Source organism: uncultured Microbacterium sp. (genome assembly GCF_937927635.1).
GTDB lineage: Bacteria > Actinomycetota > Actinomycetes > Actinomycetales > Microbacteriaceae > Microbacterium.
In genome coordinates this window covers 249,883-264,600 of the sequence record NZ_CALBRW010000017.1, presented here as the reverse complement: position 1 = coordinate 264,600, position 14,718 = coordinate 249,883, and the positions used below count along the sequence as shown (strand labels likewise).

Below are 14,718 nucleotides of genomic sequence, written 5' to 3'. Positions count from 1 at the left end.
CTGAGCGGGCAGGGCGCCCTCGCGCCTGCAGCTGAGTCGACTCATTCCATCGTCTATCTGGAGAATCCCTTGTCAGACAACGCCCAGCCGAACGCGGACAAGCACGACGGCTTCGCACTCTTCACCGACCGCTCCGTGATCGCCATGCGCGTGAACGGCGTCCTCAAGGACCTCGCCGCGACCGTCGCCGAGGGCGATGACGTCGAGCCGGTCACGGTCGACAGCCCCGACGGGCTGAACATCCTGCGCCACTCCACCGCCCACGTGCTCGCTCAGGCCGTGCAGCGCATCCGTCCCGCCGCGAACCTCGGCATCGGCCCGTTCATCACCGATGGCTTCTACTACGACTTCGGCGTCGACGAGCCCTTCACCCCCGAGGACCTGAAGGCCATCTCCAAGGAGATGCAGCGCATCATCCGCGACGGCCAGCGCTTCACGCGCCGCGTCGTCACCGCCGACGAGGCCCGTGCCGAGCTGGCGAACGAGCCCTTCAAGCTCGAGCTGATCGACCTGGCCGGCGGGCCTGGCTCCGGTGCGGATGCCGCAGAAGGAGCATCCGTCGAGGTCGGCGCCGGCGAGCTGACCATCTACGACAACGTGCAGAAGAACGGCGAGGTCGCCTGGAAGGACCTCTGCCGCGGACCTCACGTGCCCTCCACGCGCCTGCTCGGCAACGGCTGGGACCTGACCCGCGTGGCCGCGGCCTATTGGCGCGGCAGTGAGAAGAACCCGCAGCTGCAGCGCATCTACGGAACGGCGTGGCCCAGCAAGGACGAGCTGCGCGCGTACCAGGAGCGCCTGGCCGAGGCCGAGCGCCGCGATCACCGCAAGCTGGGCGTGGAGATGGATCTGTTCTCGTTCCCCGACGAGATCGGCTCGGGCCTGGCGGTCTTCCACCCGCGCGGCGGCATCATCCGCTACGAGATCGAGGAGAACCTGCGTCGTCACCTGCTGCGCAACGGCTACGACGTGGTGAACACCCCGCACATCACGAAGAAGGACCTGTTCGCGACCTCCGGTCACCTGCAGACCTACGCCGACGGCATGTTCCCCCCGATGCATCTGGACGAGGTGGTCGATGAGGACGGCAACGTCACCAAGCAGGGCCAGGACTACTACCTGAAGCCCATGAACTGCCCCTTCCACAACCTGATCTACCGCGCCCGCGGCCGCAGCTACCGCGAGCTGCCGCTGCGCCTGGCGGAGTTCGGCACGGTGTACCGGTACGAGAAGAGCGGCACCCTCTCTGGGCTGACCCGAGTGCGAGGTCTGACCCAGGACGACGCGCACATCTACGTCGCCCAGGATCAGGTGCGCGAGGAGCTCACTGCCAACCTCAACCTGGTGCTGGAGCTGCTGCGCGACTACGGCCTGAACGACTTCTACCTGGAGCTGTCCACGAACGAGGAGGGCAACCCGAAGTTCCTCGGCGAGCCCGAGCAGTGGACGACCGCCATCGACACGCTGCGCGAGGTGGCGCTGGCCTCCGGCCTGGAGCTCGTGGCCGACCCGGGCGGTGCCGCGTTCTACGGCCCGAAGATCTCGGTGCAGGCGCGCGACGCGATCGGCCGCACCTGGCAGATGTCCACCATCCAGCTGGACTTCAACCAGCCCGAGCGGTTCGAGCTGGAGTACACCGGACCCGACGGGCAGAAGCACCGCCCGGTGATGATCCACCGCGCGCTGCTGGGCTCGGTCGAGCGCTTCTTCGCCATCCTGCTGGAGCACTATGCGGGCGACTTCCCGCTGTGGCTGGCTCCCATGCAGGTCGTGGGCGTGCCCGTGGCCGACCAGTTCGGCGACTACCTCGAGGACGTCGTCGGACAGCTGAAGGCCGAGGGCGTGCGCGCCGAGGTCGATCACTCCGACGACCGGATGCAGAAGAAGATCCGCAACCACACCACGGCCAAGGTGCCCGTGATCCTCATCGCCGGTGAGCAGGACCGTGCCGCCGGTACCGTCTCGTTCCGCTTCCGCGACGGTTCGCAGGAGAACGGGGTGCCCGTGGCCGACGCGGTCGCGCGCATCCGCGCCGCCGTCGCCGCGCACGTGCGTGTGCTGGCAGCGGGGGACCTGGCATGACCGACGGGGCCCAGCCGCTGGAGGATGCCGCACGCCTGGTGGGCGTGCCGGACGAGTTCCAGCGGCTGTGGACCCCGCACCGCATGGCCTACATCCAGGCCGGCCCCGAAGTGCTGCGGGAGGACTGCCCGTTCTGCGAGGCGCCCAAGCATCCGGATGCCGAGCGGCTGATCGTCGCACGGGGGAAGAGCGCCTATGTGCTGCTGAACCTGTTCCCCTACAACTCCGGTCACCTGCTGGTGTGCCCGTATCGCCACATCGCCACCTACGATCAGGCCACGGCCGAGGAGGTCGCCGAGATCGGTGCTCTGACGCAGACCGGGATGCGGGTGCTGAAGGCCGTGTCGAACTGCGACGGCTTCAACCTGGGCATGAACCAGGGCGCCGTCGCCGGAGCCGGCGTGGACGCGCACCTGCACCAGCACATCGTGCCGCGGTGGGCCTCGGATGCCAACTTCTTCCCGATCATCGCGAAGACCAAGGCGTTGCCGCAGCTGCTGGGCGAGGTGCGCGAGGCCGTCGCGAGCGCGTGGCCCGCGACGGCCTGATCCTCAGCGCACCTGGTACGCGGTGAACTGCAGGCGCGGGTTCGCGTAGGTCTCCTGCGACTGCACCAGCGCGAGTTCGCGCTCACCGGAGTCCAGCGTGTTCTGCAGCAGGTCGAACACACTGGACACGGTGCGCTCCAGCGCGACCTTCGCATCGCCGGTCTGCACGTAGTGCGCGGTGAACAGCGCCGCCGTCACATCGCCCGAGCCGTTGGCCTTCATGGGCAGCTGCGGCGTGGCGACCAGCCAGGCGCCCATCGCGTCGGCTGCGAGCATCTCGATGGTGCCCTCCTCGCGATCCGGCCGCTCGACCGATGTCACCAGCACGGTCTTCGGACCCATGGCCATCGCCGCGTCGACCGAGGCCAGCGTCGAGGCGAGGTCGCCCGGCTCGGTGCCGGTGAGATAGCCCAGTTCGAACTGGTTGGGAGTGATGATGTCGGCCACCGGCACGACTCGCCGGCGCAGCAGCTCGGGGATCGCGGGGGCGACGAAGCAGCCCGACTTGGCGTTGCCCATCACCGGGTCGCAGGCGTACACGGCATCCGGGTTGGCGGCCTTCACGCGTGCGACGGCGTCGATGATGACGTCGGCGATGCCCTCCCCGCCCTGGTAGCCGCTGAGCACGGCGTCGATCTGCGGCAGTACGCCGCGCTCCTCGACGCCCGTGATCACGTCGCGCACGTCGTCGGGAGCGATCATCGGGCCGCGCCAGGCGCCGTAACCGGTGTGGTTGGAGAAGGTGACCGTGTACACCGGCAGCACCTCGACGCCGATGCGCTGCAGCGGGAAGACGGCGGCCGAGTTGCCGACGTGGCCGTGGGCGACGGCCGACTGGATCGAGAGGATCTTCATCCTGTCATCCTCTCATCCGATGCCCGGATGCTCAGCGCGCGGCGGCCTCGAGATCATCCAGCAGGCGTGCCGTGTCGGCATCCGAGAGGTCGTGCACGGTCAGACGCAGGTGATCGGATGCCGGTGACGGATTCTCGATCCGGAACTCGTCGCCGGTGCGCACCAGCCACCCTCTGCGCATCAGGCGCTCCGCGACCGCCTGGGCGGGCGCGGGAACCTGCACCCACAGGCTCAGCCCGTCGGAGGAGTGCGTGACGATGCCGCGCTGGGCCAGAGCGGCGACGAAGGCCGCGTTGCGCTCGGCGTAGTGAGTGGCGGCTGCGCCGATCTCGGCGCGGACACCGGCATCCGACAGCTGCGCGTGAGCGAGACGCTGCAGCAGATGACTCACCCAGGTCGTGCCGGGGTTCAGCCGCAGGGACAGGCGCTCTGCCGTGGTCGGGTCGGTGGCGGCGACGGCCAGGCACATGTCAGGGCCGAGGAACTTCGACACCGATCGCAGCAGCGCGTAGCGACGATGCTCGGGACCGATCAGTGACGCGTACGGGTGCGCGGAGAGCATGGAGAAGTGGTCGTCCTCGATGATCAGCACGTACGGATGCGGGCGCAGCACCTCGCGCAGGGCTGCCGCGCGGGCGGGGGACAGGCTCACCCCGGTGGGGTTCTGCGCGCGGGGAGTGCAGATGAGGGCCCGGATGCCGGCATCCAGTGCCGCCTGCAGACCCTCGACGGTCATGCCCTCCTCGTCGACCGGCACCGGCACGCCGCGGTAACCGCCGAGGCGGACGGTGTGGATGCTGGCCAGGAAGCACGGATCCTCCAGCGCCACCGCGTCATCGCGCATGAGGGCCTGCGCGAGCAGACGCTCCACGGCATCCACCGCACCGCTGGTGACGGTGATGCGCAGGTCGGCGCGCGGCAGGTCGGCGAGGATCCACGCCCGGGCCCACTGCTCCAGCCCGGGGTCGATGACGGGCTCGCCGTACAGCACGGGGCGCCCCACGATACCGGTCAGCGCCGCCGTGGGGTCGGGGATCAGCCGTGGATCCGGGTTGCCCGAGCCGATGTCCTGCAGCACGGTGTCGGCGGCCACGCCCTCCTGCGCCACATGCGCGGCGCCGGCCATGAGGGTGCCACCGCGTCCCTTGGAGATGACGAGTCCCGCTTGGGCCAGCTGACGGTAGGCGGCGACGGCGGTGTTGCGGTTCACTCCCAGCAGGCCCGCGAGCTCCCGGACGGGCGGCAGGGCGTCACCGGGGCGCAGCATGCCGCGCTCGCGCAGCGCGCGCACGCTGTCGGCTATCTCGGCCGCCGTCGTGCCGGTGATATCGAGGTCCATCACCTCGATTCTACGGTGGTATCTTTTGACATAGGCCAAACGATGTTTTGTGCTGACTTGAATCTTTCCCGAGGAGACACCATGGCAGACCAGACCCCGACGACCGGATCGCAGCGCGTCAAGCGCGGACTCGCCGAGATGCTGAAGGGCGGCGTCATCATGGACGTCGTCACCGCCGACCAGGCCAAGATCGCCGAGGACGCCGGCGCGGTCGCCGTCATGGCGCTGGAGCGCGTGCCCGCAGACATCCGCGCCCAGGGCGGCGTCTCACGCATGAGCGACCCCGACATGATCGACAGCATCATCTCCTCGGTGTCGATTCCCGTGATGGCCAAGGCCCGCATCGGTCACTTCGTCGAGGCGCAGGTGCTGCAGGAGCTCGGCGTCGACTACATCGACGAGTCCGAGGTGCTCTCGCCGGCCGACTACGTCAACCACATCGACAAGTGGAACTTCACCGTGCCGTTCGTGTGCGGTGCCACCAACCTGGGCGAGGCACTGCGCCGCATCAACGAGGGCGCGGCCATGATCCGCTCCAAGGGCGAGGCCGGCACCGGTGACGTCTCCGAGGCCATGAAGCACATCCGCAAGATCCGCGGTGAGATCGCCGCGCTCGGCGCCCTGTCCAAGGACGAGCTGTACGTGGCGGCCAAGGAGCTGCAGGCGCCGTACGAACTGGTGTCCGAGATCGCCGAGACCGGCAAGCTGCCGGTCGTGCTGTTCGTGGCCGGTGGCGTCGCCACCCCGGCGGATGCGGCGATGATGATGCAGCTGGGCGCGGACGGCGTGTTCGTCGGCTCGGGCATCTTCAAGTCCGGCGACCCGGTCGCCCGCGCCGCCGCGATCGTCAAGGCCACCACCTTCTTCGACGATGCGAAGGTCATCGCAGATGTCTCCCGGGGCCTGGGTGAGGCGATGGTCGGCATCAACGTCTCCGACCTGCCCGCACCTCACCGCCTCGCCGAGCGGGGCTGGTGACCCGGATGCCGCGAGTCGGCGTGCTCGGCCTGCAGGGCGACGTGCGCGAGCACGTCGCCCTGCTGGAGCACCTCGGCGCCGACGTCGTGCGCGTGCGCCGGCCGGAGGAGTTCGCGCAGGTCGAGGGCCTCGTGATCCCCGGCGGCGAGTCCACGGTGATGGACAAGCTCTCGCGCGCCTTCGGACTGCGTGACCCCATCCGGGCGGCCATCGCCGACGGGATGCCGATGCTCGGCACCTGCGCGGGCCTGATCATGCTCTCGGATCGGCTGGCGGACGGGATCGTCGGCCAGCAGACGTTCGGCGGCCTGGACGTGCTGACCCGGCGCAACGCGTTCGGCCGGCAGGTCGACTCGTTCGAGGGCGAAGTGCCGGTGCCCGCATTCGTCGGAGAACCGGTGTCCGCGACCTTCATCCGCGGTCCGGTGGTCGAGGAGGTCGGGGCGGATGCTGCGGCCATGGCCTCGCTGCCGGCAGGAACCGTCGTGGCGGTCGAGCAGGGGAATCTGATGGGCATCAGCTTCCACCCCGAGCTGAGCGGCGAGCCGCGGTTCCACCAGCGCTTCCTGGACCGCGTGTCCGCCCGCGGCTGAGCCTCAGAGCAGTTCGACGAGTCAGAGCAGTTCTGCGAGCCAGCGCAGCAGCGGCCGGGCCTGCGCGCGCTGGAACGCCCGCAGTCCCGGCAGCTCCGGGATCTCCGGCTGACCCTGTCCCCACCACAGGAACGAGGCGAAGCCGGAGATCACCGGCAGCATGCTCGCCGCGTCCGGGGCGCCGTGCACACGCAGGATCTCCCACGCGTCCGCGCAGCGCGGCCCGCCGGAGGCCTCGACGGAGGGAGGCAGCAGCGGCCCGTCCAGCCACGCCGCACCGCGCCGGGCATGCGGCCAGTCGATGAAGTGCGCGCGCTCACCGTCGATGAGGATGTTGTCCGCGCGCAGGTCGCCGTGCGTGAGGAACGGCCCCGTCACGGCATCCGGCAGCAGCTGCTCGAGACGAAGCAGATCCGGCATCCGCTCCGCCAGGTCGTGCGGGAGGGATGCCGTCAGCGCGGCGTCCTCGGCGATGGTCTGCCAGCGCGCGTAGTAAGGGAGCATCGAGCGCTCCGCGGGGAAGATGCTCTCAGCGGCGGGCGTGCGCGCGAGCCGAGCGATCTCCGCGGCGACGACGTGCAGCTGCTCGATGGTCCACGGATCGCCGGGGTGGATGCCGGGCACGACCTCCAGCACCAGTGCCGTCGACTCCTCGTCGTCGATGCTCGCCAGCACCCGCGGCGCGAGTGAAGCGGGGATCGCCTGCAGCGCACGGATCTCCCGGCGGATGAACGTCCGCGAATCGCGATGCCCGGTTGCGCCGATCGCCTTCACGAACGCCTCCGCATGCGCCGTCCGCACGATGCCGGCGTAGCCCGCGCTGAATCCGCCCTGTGCGGGGGAGTCGATGACGATGTCCCCTCCGAGGGTGTCCGCGATACGGGCGCGCAGGCTCGCCGGCAGCGAACCCCACTCGGGCCGGAGACGGTCGGCGCCTGCTCTCATGCTGACGAAGCTAGCAGCGGTAGCGTGGACGGATGCGACTGCCCCTGGGTTCGACCGATGTCAGTGAGAGCGGCGGGACGGTCACCCTCGTGAGCCGCACGGGAGCCGAATGGATTCCCGTCGCCGCGCATCCGATGGCACTGGACGAGGCGCTGCGCCTGCTGGATGACGGCGAGCAGCGTCGCACGCATGCGGATCCCGTCTTCGACGAGGCCGTGCTCTCGGACTCGCCCGACGCTCCGCGCTTCGCACCGGGACAGGCGATCCTCTGGCGCTACGGTCGCTATATCGAGACCGCCCGCGTGATCCGGGACGACGACTGCGGGCTGGTGGTGTGGATCCCCTCCGGGTCCGAGCGGCTCGGTCCAGTGCCTGCTGACGGCCGCGCTCCGCGGGAAGTGCCGCTCGACGAGCGCTTCAGCGTGCCATGGGTGATGCGGGAGTCGACCTGGCGCGGCCCCGGCGTCGTGCGCATCGCCCCGGCCGGGAGGCCGTGGTCCGTATGGTTCTTCCGCCGTGCCGATGGGACGCCGGCCGGAGCCTACGTGAACCTGGAGCTGCCGCACCGCAGAGCGGACGGTGCGGCGCCTGCGATCTTCTCGCGCGATCTCGTGCTGGATCTGTGGATCGACGCCGAGCACTCCGGCAGCGAGGACGTCTGGCTGAAGGATGCCGACGAACTGGTCGCCGCCGTCGATCAGGGCCGGCTCACGCCGCAGCAGGCCGAGGCCGTGCGTGCCATCGCAGACCACGCCGTGCAGGAGTTCATCGCCCGGGGGACGTGGCCGCTCGATGAGGGATGGGATGCCTGGCGCCCCGATGCCACGATGGACGACACCGTCCGACTGCCCGACATCCCGGCGATCGACGATGCACGGCGCCGGTCGGGCAGCACCTCCCTCGAAGGCTGACACGGCGCTTCGATCACGATTCGTTAGAATGGACGATGCCCTGGAGGCGACTCCGGGCATACGAGACGAGCGGAGACATATGTCCGGGCATTCCAAGTGGGCCACGACCAAGCACAAGAAGGCGGTCATCGACGCGCGTCGTGCCAAGTCGTGGGCCAAGCTCATCAAGAACATCGAGGTGGCGGCCAAGCTCGGCGGCGCCGACCTCGCCGGCAACCCGACGCTGTATGACGCGGTGCTGAAGGCCAAGAAGACCTCCGTCCCCAAGGACAACATCGACCGCGCGGTGAAGCGCGGTGCGGGCATCGGCGGCGAGTCGGTGGAGTACTCCTCGATCATGTACGAGGGCTACGGCCACGGCGGCGTCGCCCTCATGATCGAGTGTCTGACCGACAACAAGAACCGCGCGGCAGCCGAGGTGCGCACCGCGCTCACCCGCAACGGCGGAACGCTGGCCGACCCGGGCTCGGTGGCCTACAACTTCAGCCGCAAGGGCGTCATCGTCGTCACCGCCGAGGGCACCACCGAGGACGACCTCATGATGGCCGCCCTCGAGGCGGGCGCCGAGGAGATCGAGCAGCAGGCCGAGGGCTTCCAGATCATCACCGACGCCAGCGACCTCGTGCCCGTGCGCACCGCGCTGGCGGACGCCGGCATCGACTACGACTCCGCCGATGTGGAGTTCGTGCCGAACCTCAAGGTGGAGATCGACGCCGAGACCGCGCGCAAGATCTTCCGCCTGATCGACGCCCTCGAGGACAGCGACGACGTGCAGAACGTGTTCGCGAACTTCGATCTGACCGCCGAGGTGCAGGCCGAGCTCGAGAACGACGACGAGGACTGACCCTTTCACGGGTTGCTGAGCCCGTCGAAGCATCGGCCCCGGGCGCGCCTGCGCCCGGGGCCGATGTGCGCCCGTAGCCTGGGGGAGTGACCTCCCCGCTGCGCGTTCTCGGCATCGACCCCGGCCTCACCCGCTGCGGCGTGGGCGTCGTCGACGTGGACCGCTCCCGCCGGGCGACGCTGGTGCACGTCGGGGTCGTCCGCACGCCGCTGGACGCGGACCTGTCGGTGCGCCTGGCCGCGGTCGCCACCGGCATCCGCGCCGTCATCGAGGAGCACCACCCGGATGCCGTCGCCGTGGAGCGCGTGTTCGCGCAGCACAACGTGCAGACCGTGATGGGCACGGCCCAGGCATCCGGCGTCGCACTGCTCATCGCCGCCGAGGCGGGCCTTCCTGCGGCCACGCACACCCCGAGCGAGGTGAAGGCCGCCGTCACCGGCTACGGCTCGGCCGACAAGAAGCAGGTGCAGTCGATGATCGCCCGCATCCTGCGGCTGGATGCCCCGCCACAGCCCGCCGACGCCGCCGATGCGCTGGCCATCGCGCTCTGCCACGCCTGGCGCACCGGCCCCGCCGCCCCCGCTGCGGGCGGCGGCATGACGCCCGCTCAGCGCGCCTGGGCAGACGCCGAGCGGAACTCGCGCACCTCTCGTGTCGCTCGAACGAATGTACGAGCGGCCCGATAGGGTGGAACCATGATCTCCTCGCTGCGCGGCACCGTGCTGCACACGGCCGCCGACCGCGTCGTCATCGAGACCGGCGGCGTCGGCTTCTCGGTGTTCGTTCCCGCGGATGTCGCGCACATCGCCGTCGTGGGGGAGCAGCTGCAGCTGCACACCAGCCTGATCGTCCGTGAGGACGCGCTGACCCTGTACGGGTTCGGCGACCGCGACGAGCTGGAGATCTTCGGACAGCTGCTGAGCGTCACCGGCGTCGGCCCCAAGTCGGCACTGGGTGTGCTCTCGCACCTGACGGTCGACCAGATCGCCGAGGCCGTCACAGCCGAGGACGATGCGCCTTTCCGTCGTGTCTCCGGCATCGGGCCGAAGACCGCCAAGCTCATCGTCGTGCAGCTGGCAGGCAAGGTGCAGCCGCGGGTGGCGTCGACACCTGCGGCCGTCGCCGCCACGGCCGTCGTGGATCAGGTCACCGCCGCGCTGGTGGGCCTGGGCTGGACCGAGAAGGTCGCCGCAGAGGCGGCGGCCGACACCGCCGACACGGCGACGGATGCGGAGCGCGAATCCGTGCCCGCGCTGCTGCGCCGCACGCTGGCAGCCATGGGACCGGGGGCCAAGCGTGGCTGAGAACCCCCGCGACGCCGGCGAAGCGCTGGACGAGACCGAACTGGCCATCGAGGGCGCACTGCGGCCGACGAGCCTGGGCGAGTTCGTCGGCCAGCCCAAGGTGCGCGGCCAGCTGCAGCTGCTGCTGGAGGCCGCGCGCATCCAGGAGCGCCCCGCCGACCACATCCTGCTCGCCGGCCCTCCCGGGCTCGGCAAGACCACCCTGGCGATGATCGTCGCGCACGAGAGCGGACGCCCGCTGCGCCTGTCCAGCGGCCCGGCCATCCAGCACGCCGGCGACCTGGCGGCCCTGCTGTCCAGCCTCACGCCCGGCGAAGTGCTCTTCATCGACGAGATCCACCGCATGGCGCGCTCCGCCGAGGAGATGCTGTACCTCGCGATGGAGGACTTCCGCATCGACATCATGGTCGGCAAGGGAGCCGGCGCCACCAGCATCCCGCTGGATCTGGCGCCCTTCACACTGGTGGGCGCGACCACCCGCTCGGGGCTGCTGCCCAACCCACTGCGCGATCGCTTCGGCTTCACCGGACACCTGGAGTTCTACGACGAGAGCGACCTCGAGCAGGTCATCGCCCGCTCGGCATCCGTGCTGGGCGTGACGCTTCCCGGCGACTCGCTCTCGGAGATCGCGCGACGCTCTCGGGGCACCCCGCGCATCGCCAACCGGCTGCTGCGCCGCGTGCGCGACTACGCGCTGGTCCACGGCGGCGGGGGAGAGGCCTCCATTCACGACGTGCGCGCGGCGCTGGAGCTGTACGACGTCGACGCCATCGGCCTGGATCGGTTGGACAGGGCGGTGCTGGATGCCCTCGTGCGCAGATTCCGCGGCGGTCCGGTCGGTCTGAGCACGCTCGCGGTCACCGTCGGTGAGGAGGCGGAGACCGTCGAGAGCGTCGTCGAGCCGTACCTCGTGCGCATCGGATTCCTCGGCCGCACGCCTCGCGGGCGCATCGCCATGCCGGAGGCGTACCAGCACCTGGGCCTGGTCCATCCCGAGGGTGCCGCCTTGTTCGATGACCTATAATCGCTGAAGGCTTGCCGGAATCCCGGTCCCCCCCCATACGCGACGCCGCGTCCGGCGTGCATCTGAAAGGCTCCCGCTCCTATGGATCCCATGTCCCTCATGCTCTTCGGCCTCCTCGCCGTGATGCTCGTCTTCATGTTCATGAACACCCGCAAGCGCCAGAGGCAGATGAAGGCGCAGCAGGAGGAGAAGGCTGCGAAGACGGTCCCCGGCGCGAAGGTGCTGCTGCAGGGCGGCCTGTACGGCACCGTCGTCTCCTACGACCCGGTCGACCTCAACAAGCCCGCTCAGGTGGAGCTCGCCCCCGGCGTCGTCATCGAGGTGCACAGCCAGTCCATCCTGCGCGTGGTCGACCCCAGCGAGTTCGAGGATGCCGATGACGACGCGGCCGACGTCGACGCGGACACCACGCCCGCCCAAGGTGCTGACGACGGCATCGAGTCGATCACCGTGGAGACTCCTGAGGAGACCAAGGCGCGTCTCGAGCGCAACAACGACAACTGACGCTCGGCGTCCCTCTCGCGGAAAGCAATCACGTGGCATCCACATCTCCGACTCGCCATGCCTGGCGGGTCCTCCTCGGCCTGCTCATCGTCACGGCGGTGCTGTTCGGCATCAACTCTCTCGGCGTGTACATCTTCAAGACCGACAACGGCAAGCCGGCCAGCTCGTGGACGCCTGAACTCGCCCTCGACCTGCAGGGCGGAACGCAGATCATCCTGCAGGCGGCCACGCCGGACGGCTCGGCGCCTTCGGCCGACCAGCTGAACCAGGCCGTCTCGATCATCCGCCAGCGCGTCGATGCATCGGGTGTGTCGGAGGCGGACATCACCACCGAGGGCGGACGCAACATCGTCGTCCAGATCCCCGGCCAGGCTTCGCAGGCCGACCGTGATCGCATCACCGCGAGCGCCAAGCTCGAGTTCCGCGCCGTGCTGTACACGGACGCGCCGGGGACCACCTTCGTCGGCGAAGACGGCAAGCAGACCCCGTATCCGACGCCCGACCCCACGCTGCAGGCCACGCCCACGGTCAAGCCGAGCAACGCGTCCGATCCGGCGTGGATCACCCCCAAGCTGAAGGCGCAGTTCGACGCCTTCGACTGCACGGCGAAGCGACCGACCAATCAGCCCGAGGATCAGCCGCTGATCGCCTGCGAGCAGGAGAACGGCCAGTACGTGGCCAAGTACATCCTCGGCCCGATGGAGCTGGACGGCACGGTCATCACCGACGCGACGGCAGGTCGTGAGCAGCAGTCCGGTCAATGGACCGTCAACCTGACCATGAACGCGAAAGGCACCAAGGTCTTCGGCGAGATCAGCCAGCGCCTGAATGCCAACCGCCTCGCAGGCAAGGCGCCGCTGGACAGGTTCGCCTTCGTGCTCGACGGCGAGGTCATCTCTGCGCCGACCATGCAGGCCGCGATCCTCAACGGCCGCCCCAGCATCTCGGGCAACTTCACGCAGGAGACGGCCAAGGCCCTCGCCGATCAGCTCAAGTACGGCGCGCTGCCGCTGAGCTTCACCGTGCAGAGCTCCGACACGGTCTCCGCCACGCTCGGATCGCAGCAGCTGAAGTACGGTCTCATCGCCGGTCTCATCGGCCTCGGCCTGGTGGCGATCTACTCGCTGCTCAGCTATCGCGCCCTGGGCTGGGTGATCATGGCATCCATCGGCGTGATGGGCGTGCTGACGTACATCATCATCGCCATCCTGGCCTGGCGCATGGGCTTCCGGCTGTCTCTGGCAGGCGTCGCGGGTCTGATCGTGTCGATCGGATTCACGGCCGACTCGTTCATCGTCTACTTCGAGCGAATACGAGACGAGCTGCGCGACGGCAAGTCCATCACCGGCTCGATCGAGTACGGCTGGGATCGCGCGAAGCGCACGATCTACATCGCCAAGGCGGTCAACATCCTCGCGGCCGTGGTGCTGTTCATCCTGGCCGATGCCACGGTGAAGGGCTTCGCGTTCACGCTGGGTCTGACCACCCTGATCGACGTGTTCATCTTCGTGATCTTCACGCACCCGGTCATGCAGATCCTGGCCCGCACGGAGTTCTTCGGCGGCGGGCATCCGCTGTCCGGCCTGAACGCCGAGTCCCTCGGCGCCATGTACAGCGACCGCGTGCAGTACCGCACCGCGGAGACCGGGTCGACCGGCCGCGCCGCACGCAACAAGGGCGCCAGCGGCGAAGCCGCGAGGCGCCAGACCATCGCCGAGCGCAAGCGCGCTGAGGCACTCGCCGCTCAGGGATCCCAGGATGCCGGGAAGGACTCCTCCGCATCATGATCTCGATGAACGAGTTCGGCAACAACCTCTACTCGGGGAAGACCTCCTTCCCCTTCGTCGGCAGGCGCAGGCTGTGGTTCATCATCGCCGTGCTGCTGGTGCTCGGCTCCATCCTGGTGCCGTTCATCCGCCCGGTGCAGTTCTCCATAGAGTTCACCGGCGGCTCGCAGTTCATGATCGTCGGCCCGTCCTCGACGAACCAGGGCCTGGCATCCGATGCGGTGCGCAGCGTGGTGCCGAACGCCACCACCAGGGTCGCCATCGTCAACGGCAAGGACGTCCGCGTCCAGACCGACCAGATGTCGCCCAACCAGACGCAGGACGTGAAGAACGCCCTGGCGGACGCCTACAAGGTGCAGCCGAAGGAGGTCGCGGACTCGTTCATCGGCCCGGCCTGGGGCGAGGGCGTCACACGGCAATCCCTCTGGGGTCTGGCGATCTTCCTGGCGCTCACCTTCCTGATCCTCGGCATCTACTTCCGCACCTGGAAGATGTCCGCGGCCTCCATCCTGGGCCTGCTGGACGTGCTGGTGATCACGGTCGGCGTCTACGCCCTCGCGGGCTTCGAGATCTCGCCGGCGGCGGTGATCGGGTTCCTGACGATCCTGGCGTACTCGCTGTACGACACCACGGTCGTGTTCGACAAGGTGCGCGAGAACACCACCGAGGATGCCGATCAGATGTCGCGAACCTTCGGGGAGTCGGTGAACCTGGCCGTCAACCAGACGCTGGTGCGCTCGATCAACACGTCCGTCGTGGCGGCGCTCCCGGTCGGCGCGATCCTCTTCATCGGCGCGTTCTGGTTCGGCGCCGAGACGCTGTCCTCGATCTCGCTGTCGATCTTCGTCGGCATCCTGGTCGCGACGTACTCCACGCTGTTCGTGTCCGCGCCGCTGTACGCGGCGTTCCGGCAGAACGAGCCGGCCATCCTCGCGCATGACAAGAAGGTGCTGCAGGCGCGCGAGCGCGCCGCCGCCACCGTCGAGGTCTGACACCCCGCGCGG

At 69.2% G+C, this 14,718-nt stretch carries 15 protein-coding genes; 12 read left to right on the top strand and 3 right to left on the bottom strand.

Features of this window, described 5'->3' with window-relative positions; translation table 11 throughout:
* Positions 1 to 144: 144 nt before the first annotated feature.
* Both thrS and Q0568_RS07890 read left to right on the top strand, forming a co-directional pair.
* Positions 145 to 2,082, top strand: a complete 1,938-nt coding sequence (gene thrS, locus Q0568_RS07895) for a threonine--tRNA ligase (protein WP_298865265.1) — start codon at positions 145 to 147, stop codon at positions 2,080 to 2,082.
* Entirely contained in the window at positions 2,079 to 2,630 is a 552-nt protein-coding gene (locus tag Q0568_RS07890) for an HIT domain-containing protein (RefSeq protein WP_298864958.1), read from the top strand. The genes thrS and Q0568_RS07890 overlap by 4 nt, the downstream gene beginning before the upstream one ends.
* 3 nt (positions 2,631 to 2,633) lie before the next feature.
* On the opposite strand, the gene pdxY is transcribed toward Q0568_RS07890, so the two are convergent.
* Positions 2,634 to 3,485 (bottom strand): pyridoxal kinase PdxY, encoded by an 852-nt coding sequence (pdxY, locus tag Q0568_RS07885; protein ID WP_298864955.1) that lies wholly within the window; start codon positions 3,483 to 3,485, stop codon positions 2,634 to 2,636.
* A gap of 31 nt (positions 3,486 to 3,516) precedes the next feature.
* A complete protein-coding gene (locus Q0568_RS07880) occupies positions 3,517 to 4,824 on the bottom strand; it encodes an aminotransferase class I/II-fold pyridoxal phosphate-dependent enzyme (protein ID WP_298864952.1) in 1,308 nt (435 codons plus the stop codon).
* A gap of 81 nt (positions 4,825 to 4,905) precedes the next feature.
* On the opposite strand from Q0568_RS07880, the gene pdxS reads away from it, so the two are divergent.
* Both pdxS and pdxT read left to right on the top strand, forming a co-directional pair.
* Positions 4,906 to 5,802 (top strand): pyridoxal 5'-phosphate synthase lyase subunit PdxS, encoded by an 897-nt coding sequence (pdxS, locus tag Q0568_RS07875; RefSeq protein ID WP_298864949.1) that lies wholly within the window; start codon positions 4,906 to 4,908, stop codon positions 5,800 to 5,802.
* Between the two features lie 5 nt (positions 5,803 to 5,807).
* Entirely contained in the window at positions 5,808 to 6,395 is a 588-nt protein-coding gene (gene pdxT / locus Q0568_RS07870; protein ID WP_298864947.1) for a pyridoxal 5'-phosphate synthase glutaminase subunit PdxT, read from the top strand.
* A 21-nt stretch (positions 6,396 to 6,416) separates the two neighbouring features.
* Here the strand turns inward: pdxT and Q0568_RS07865 are convergent, their stop codons facing one another.
* Positions 6,417 to 7,340, bottom strand: coding sequence for an aminoglycoside phosphotransferase family protein (locus Q0568_RS07865; protein ID WP_298864944.1), 924 nt, complete (start codon positions 7,338 to 7,340; stop codon positions 6,417 to 6,419).
* 32 nt (positions 7,341 to 7,372) lie between these two features.
* Here Q0568_RS07865 and Q0568_RS07860 point away from each other — a divergent pair, with 32 nt between their 5' ends.
* From Q0568_RS07860 to secF, 8 genes are all read left to right on the top strand, one after another.
* Positions 7,373 to 8,251 (top strand): DUF402 domain-containing protein, encoded by an 879-nt coding sequence (locus Q0568_RS07860; protein ID WP_298864941.1) that lies wholly within the window; start codon positions 7,373 to 7,375, stop codon positions 8,249 to 8,251.
* A 79-nt stretch (positions 8,252 to 8,330) separates the two neighbouring features.
* Positions 8,331 to 9,095, top strand: coding sequence for a YebC/PmpR family DNA-binding transcriptional regulator (locus tag Q0568_RS07855; protein ID WP_298865262.1), 765 nt, complete (start codon positions 8,331 to 8,333; stop codon positions 9,093 to 9,095).
* A gap of 86 nt (positions 9,096 to 9,181) precedes the next feature.
* A complete protein-coding gene (gene ruvC, locus Q0568_RS07850) occupies positions 9,182 to 9,781 on the top strand; it encodes a crossover junction endodeoxyribonuclease RuvC (RefSeq protein WP_298864938.1) in 600 nt (199 codons plus the stop codon).
* A 9-nt stretch (positions 9,782 to 9,790) separates the two neighbouring features.
* On the top strand, positions 9,791 to 10,399 hold the full coding sequence (ruvA, locus tag Q0568_RS07845; RefSeq protein ID WP_298864935.1) for a Holliday junction branch migration protein RuvA: 609 nt from the start codon (positions 9,791 to 9,793) through the stop codon (positions 10,397 to 10,399).
* Positions 10,392 to 11,423 carry a Holliday junction branch migration DNA helicase RuvB gene (gene ruvB, locus Q0568_RS07840; RefSeq protein WP_298864932.1) on the top strand — a complete coding sequence of 344 codons (1,032 nt, stop codon included), beginning with the start codon at positions 10,392 to 10,394 and terminating at the stop codon, positions 11,421 to 11,423. The genes ruvA and ruvB overlap by 8 nt, the downstream gene beginning before the upstream one ends.
* Positions 11,424 to 11,513: 90 nt before the next feature.
* Entirely contained in the window at positions 11,514 to 11,927 is a 414-nt protein-coding gene (locus Q0568_RS07835; RefSeq protein ID WP_298864929.1) for a preprotein translocase subunit YajC, read from the top strand.
* A gap of 32 nt (positions 11,928 to 11,959) precedes the next feature.
* Positions 11,960 to 13,714 carry a protein translocase subunit SecD gene (gene secD / locus Q0568_RS07830; protein WP_298864926.1) on the top strand — a complete coding sequence of 585 codons (1,755 nt, stop codon included), beginning with the start codon at positions 11,960 to 11,962 and terminating at the stop codon, positions 13,712 to 13,714.
* On the top strand, positions 13,711 to 14,706 hold the full coding sequence (gene secF, locus Q0568_RS07825; protein ID WP_298864924.1) for a protein translocase subunit SecF: 996 nt from the start codon (positions 13,711 to 13,713) through the stop codon (positions 14,704 to 14,706). Before secD ends, secF begins: the two co-directional genes overlap by 4 nt.
* Positions 14,707 to 14,718 lie beyond the last annotated feature (12 nt).

Coding starts and splice junctions, on each gene's coding strand:
- secF (WP_298864924.1), top strand. CDS start 13,711: ATGATCTCGATGAACGAGTTCGGCAACAACCTCTACTCGGGGAAGACC.
- pdxT (WP_298864947.1), top strand. CDS start 5,808: ATGCCGCGAGTCGGCGTGCTCGGCCTGCAGGGCGACGTGCGCGAGCAC.
- Q0568_RS07890 (WP_298864958.1), top strand. CDS start 2,079: ATGACCGACGGGGCCCAGCCGCTGGAGGATGCCGCACGCCTGGTGGGC.
- Q0568_RS07880 (WP_298864952.1), bottom strand. CDS start 4,824: ATGGACCTCGATATCACCGGCACGACGGCGGCCGAGATAGCCGACAGC.
- pdxY (WP_298864955.1), bottom strand. CDS start 3,485: ATGAAGATCCTCTCGATCCAGTCGGCCGTCGCCCACGGCCACGTCGGC.
- Q0568_RS07865 (WP_298864944.1), bottom strand. CDS start 7,340: ATGAGAGCAGGCGCCGACCGTCTCCGGCCCGAGTGGGGTTCGCTGCCG.
- Q0568_RS07835 (WP_298864929.1), top strand. CDS start 11,514: ATGTCCCTCATGCTCTTCGGCCTCCTCGCCGTGATGCTCGTCTTCATG.
- thrS (WP_298865265.1), top strand. CDS start 145: ATGCGCGTGAACGGCGTCCTCAAGGACCTCGCCGCGACCGTCGCCGAG.
- ruvA (WP_298864935.1), top strand. CDS start 9,791: ATGATCTCCTCGCTGCGCGGCACCGTGCTGCACACGGCCGCCGACCGC.
- Q0568_RS07855 (WP_298865262.1), top strand. CDS start 8,331: ATGTCCGGGCATTCCAAGTGGGCCACGACCAAGCACAAGAAGGCGGTC.
- pdxS (WP_298864949.1), top strand. CDS start 4,906: ATGGCAGACCAGACCCCGACGACCGGATCGCAGCGCGTCAAGCGCGGA.
- Q0568_RS07860 (WP_298864941.1), top strand. CDS start 7,373: ATGCGACTGCCCCTGGGTTCGACCGATGTCAGTGAGAGCGGCGGGACG.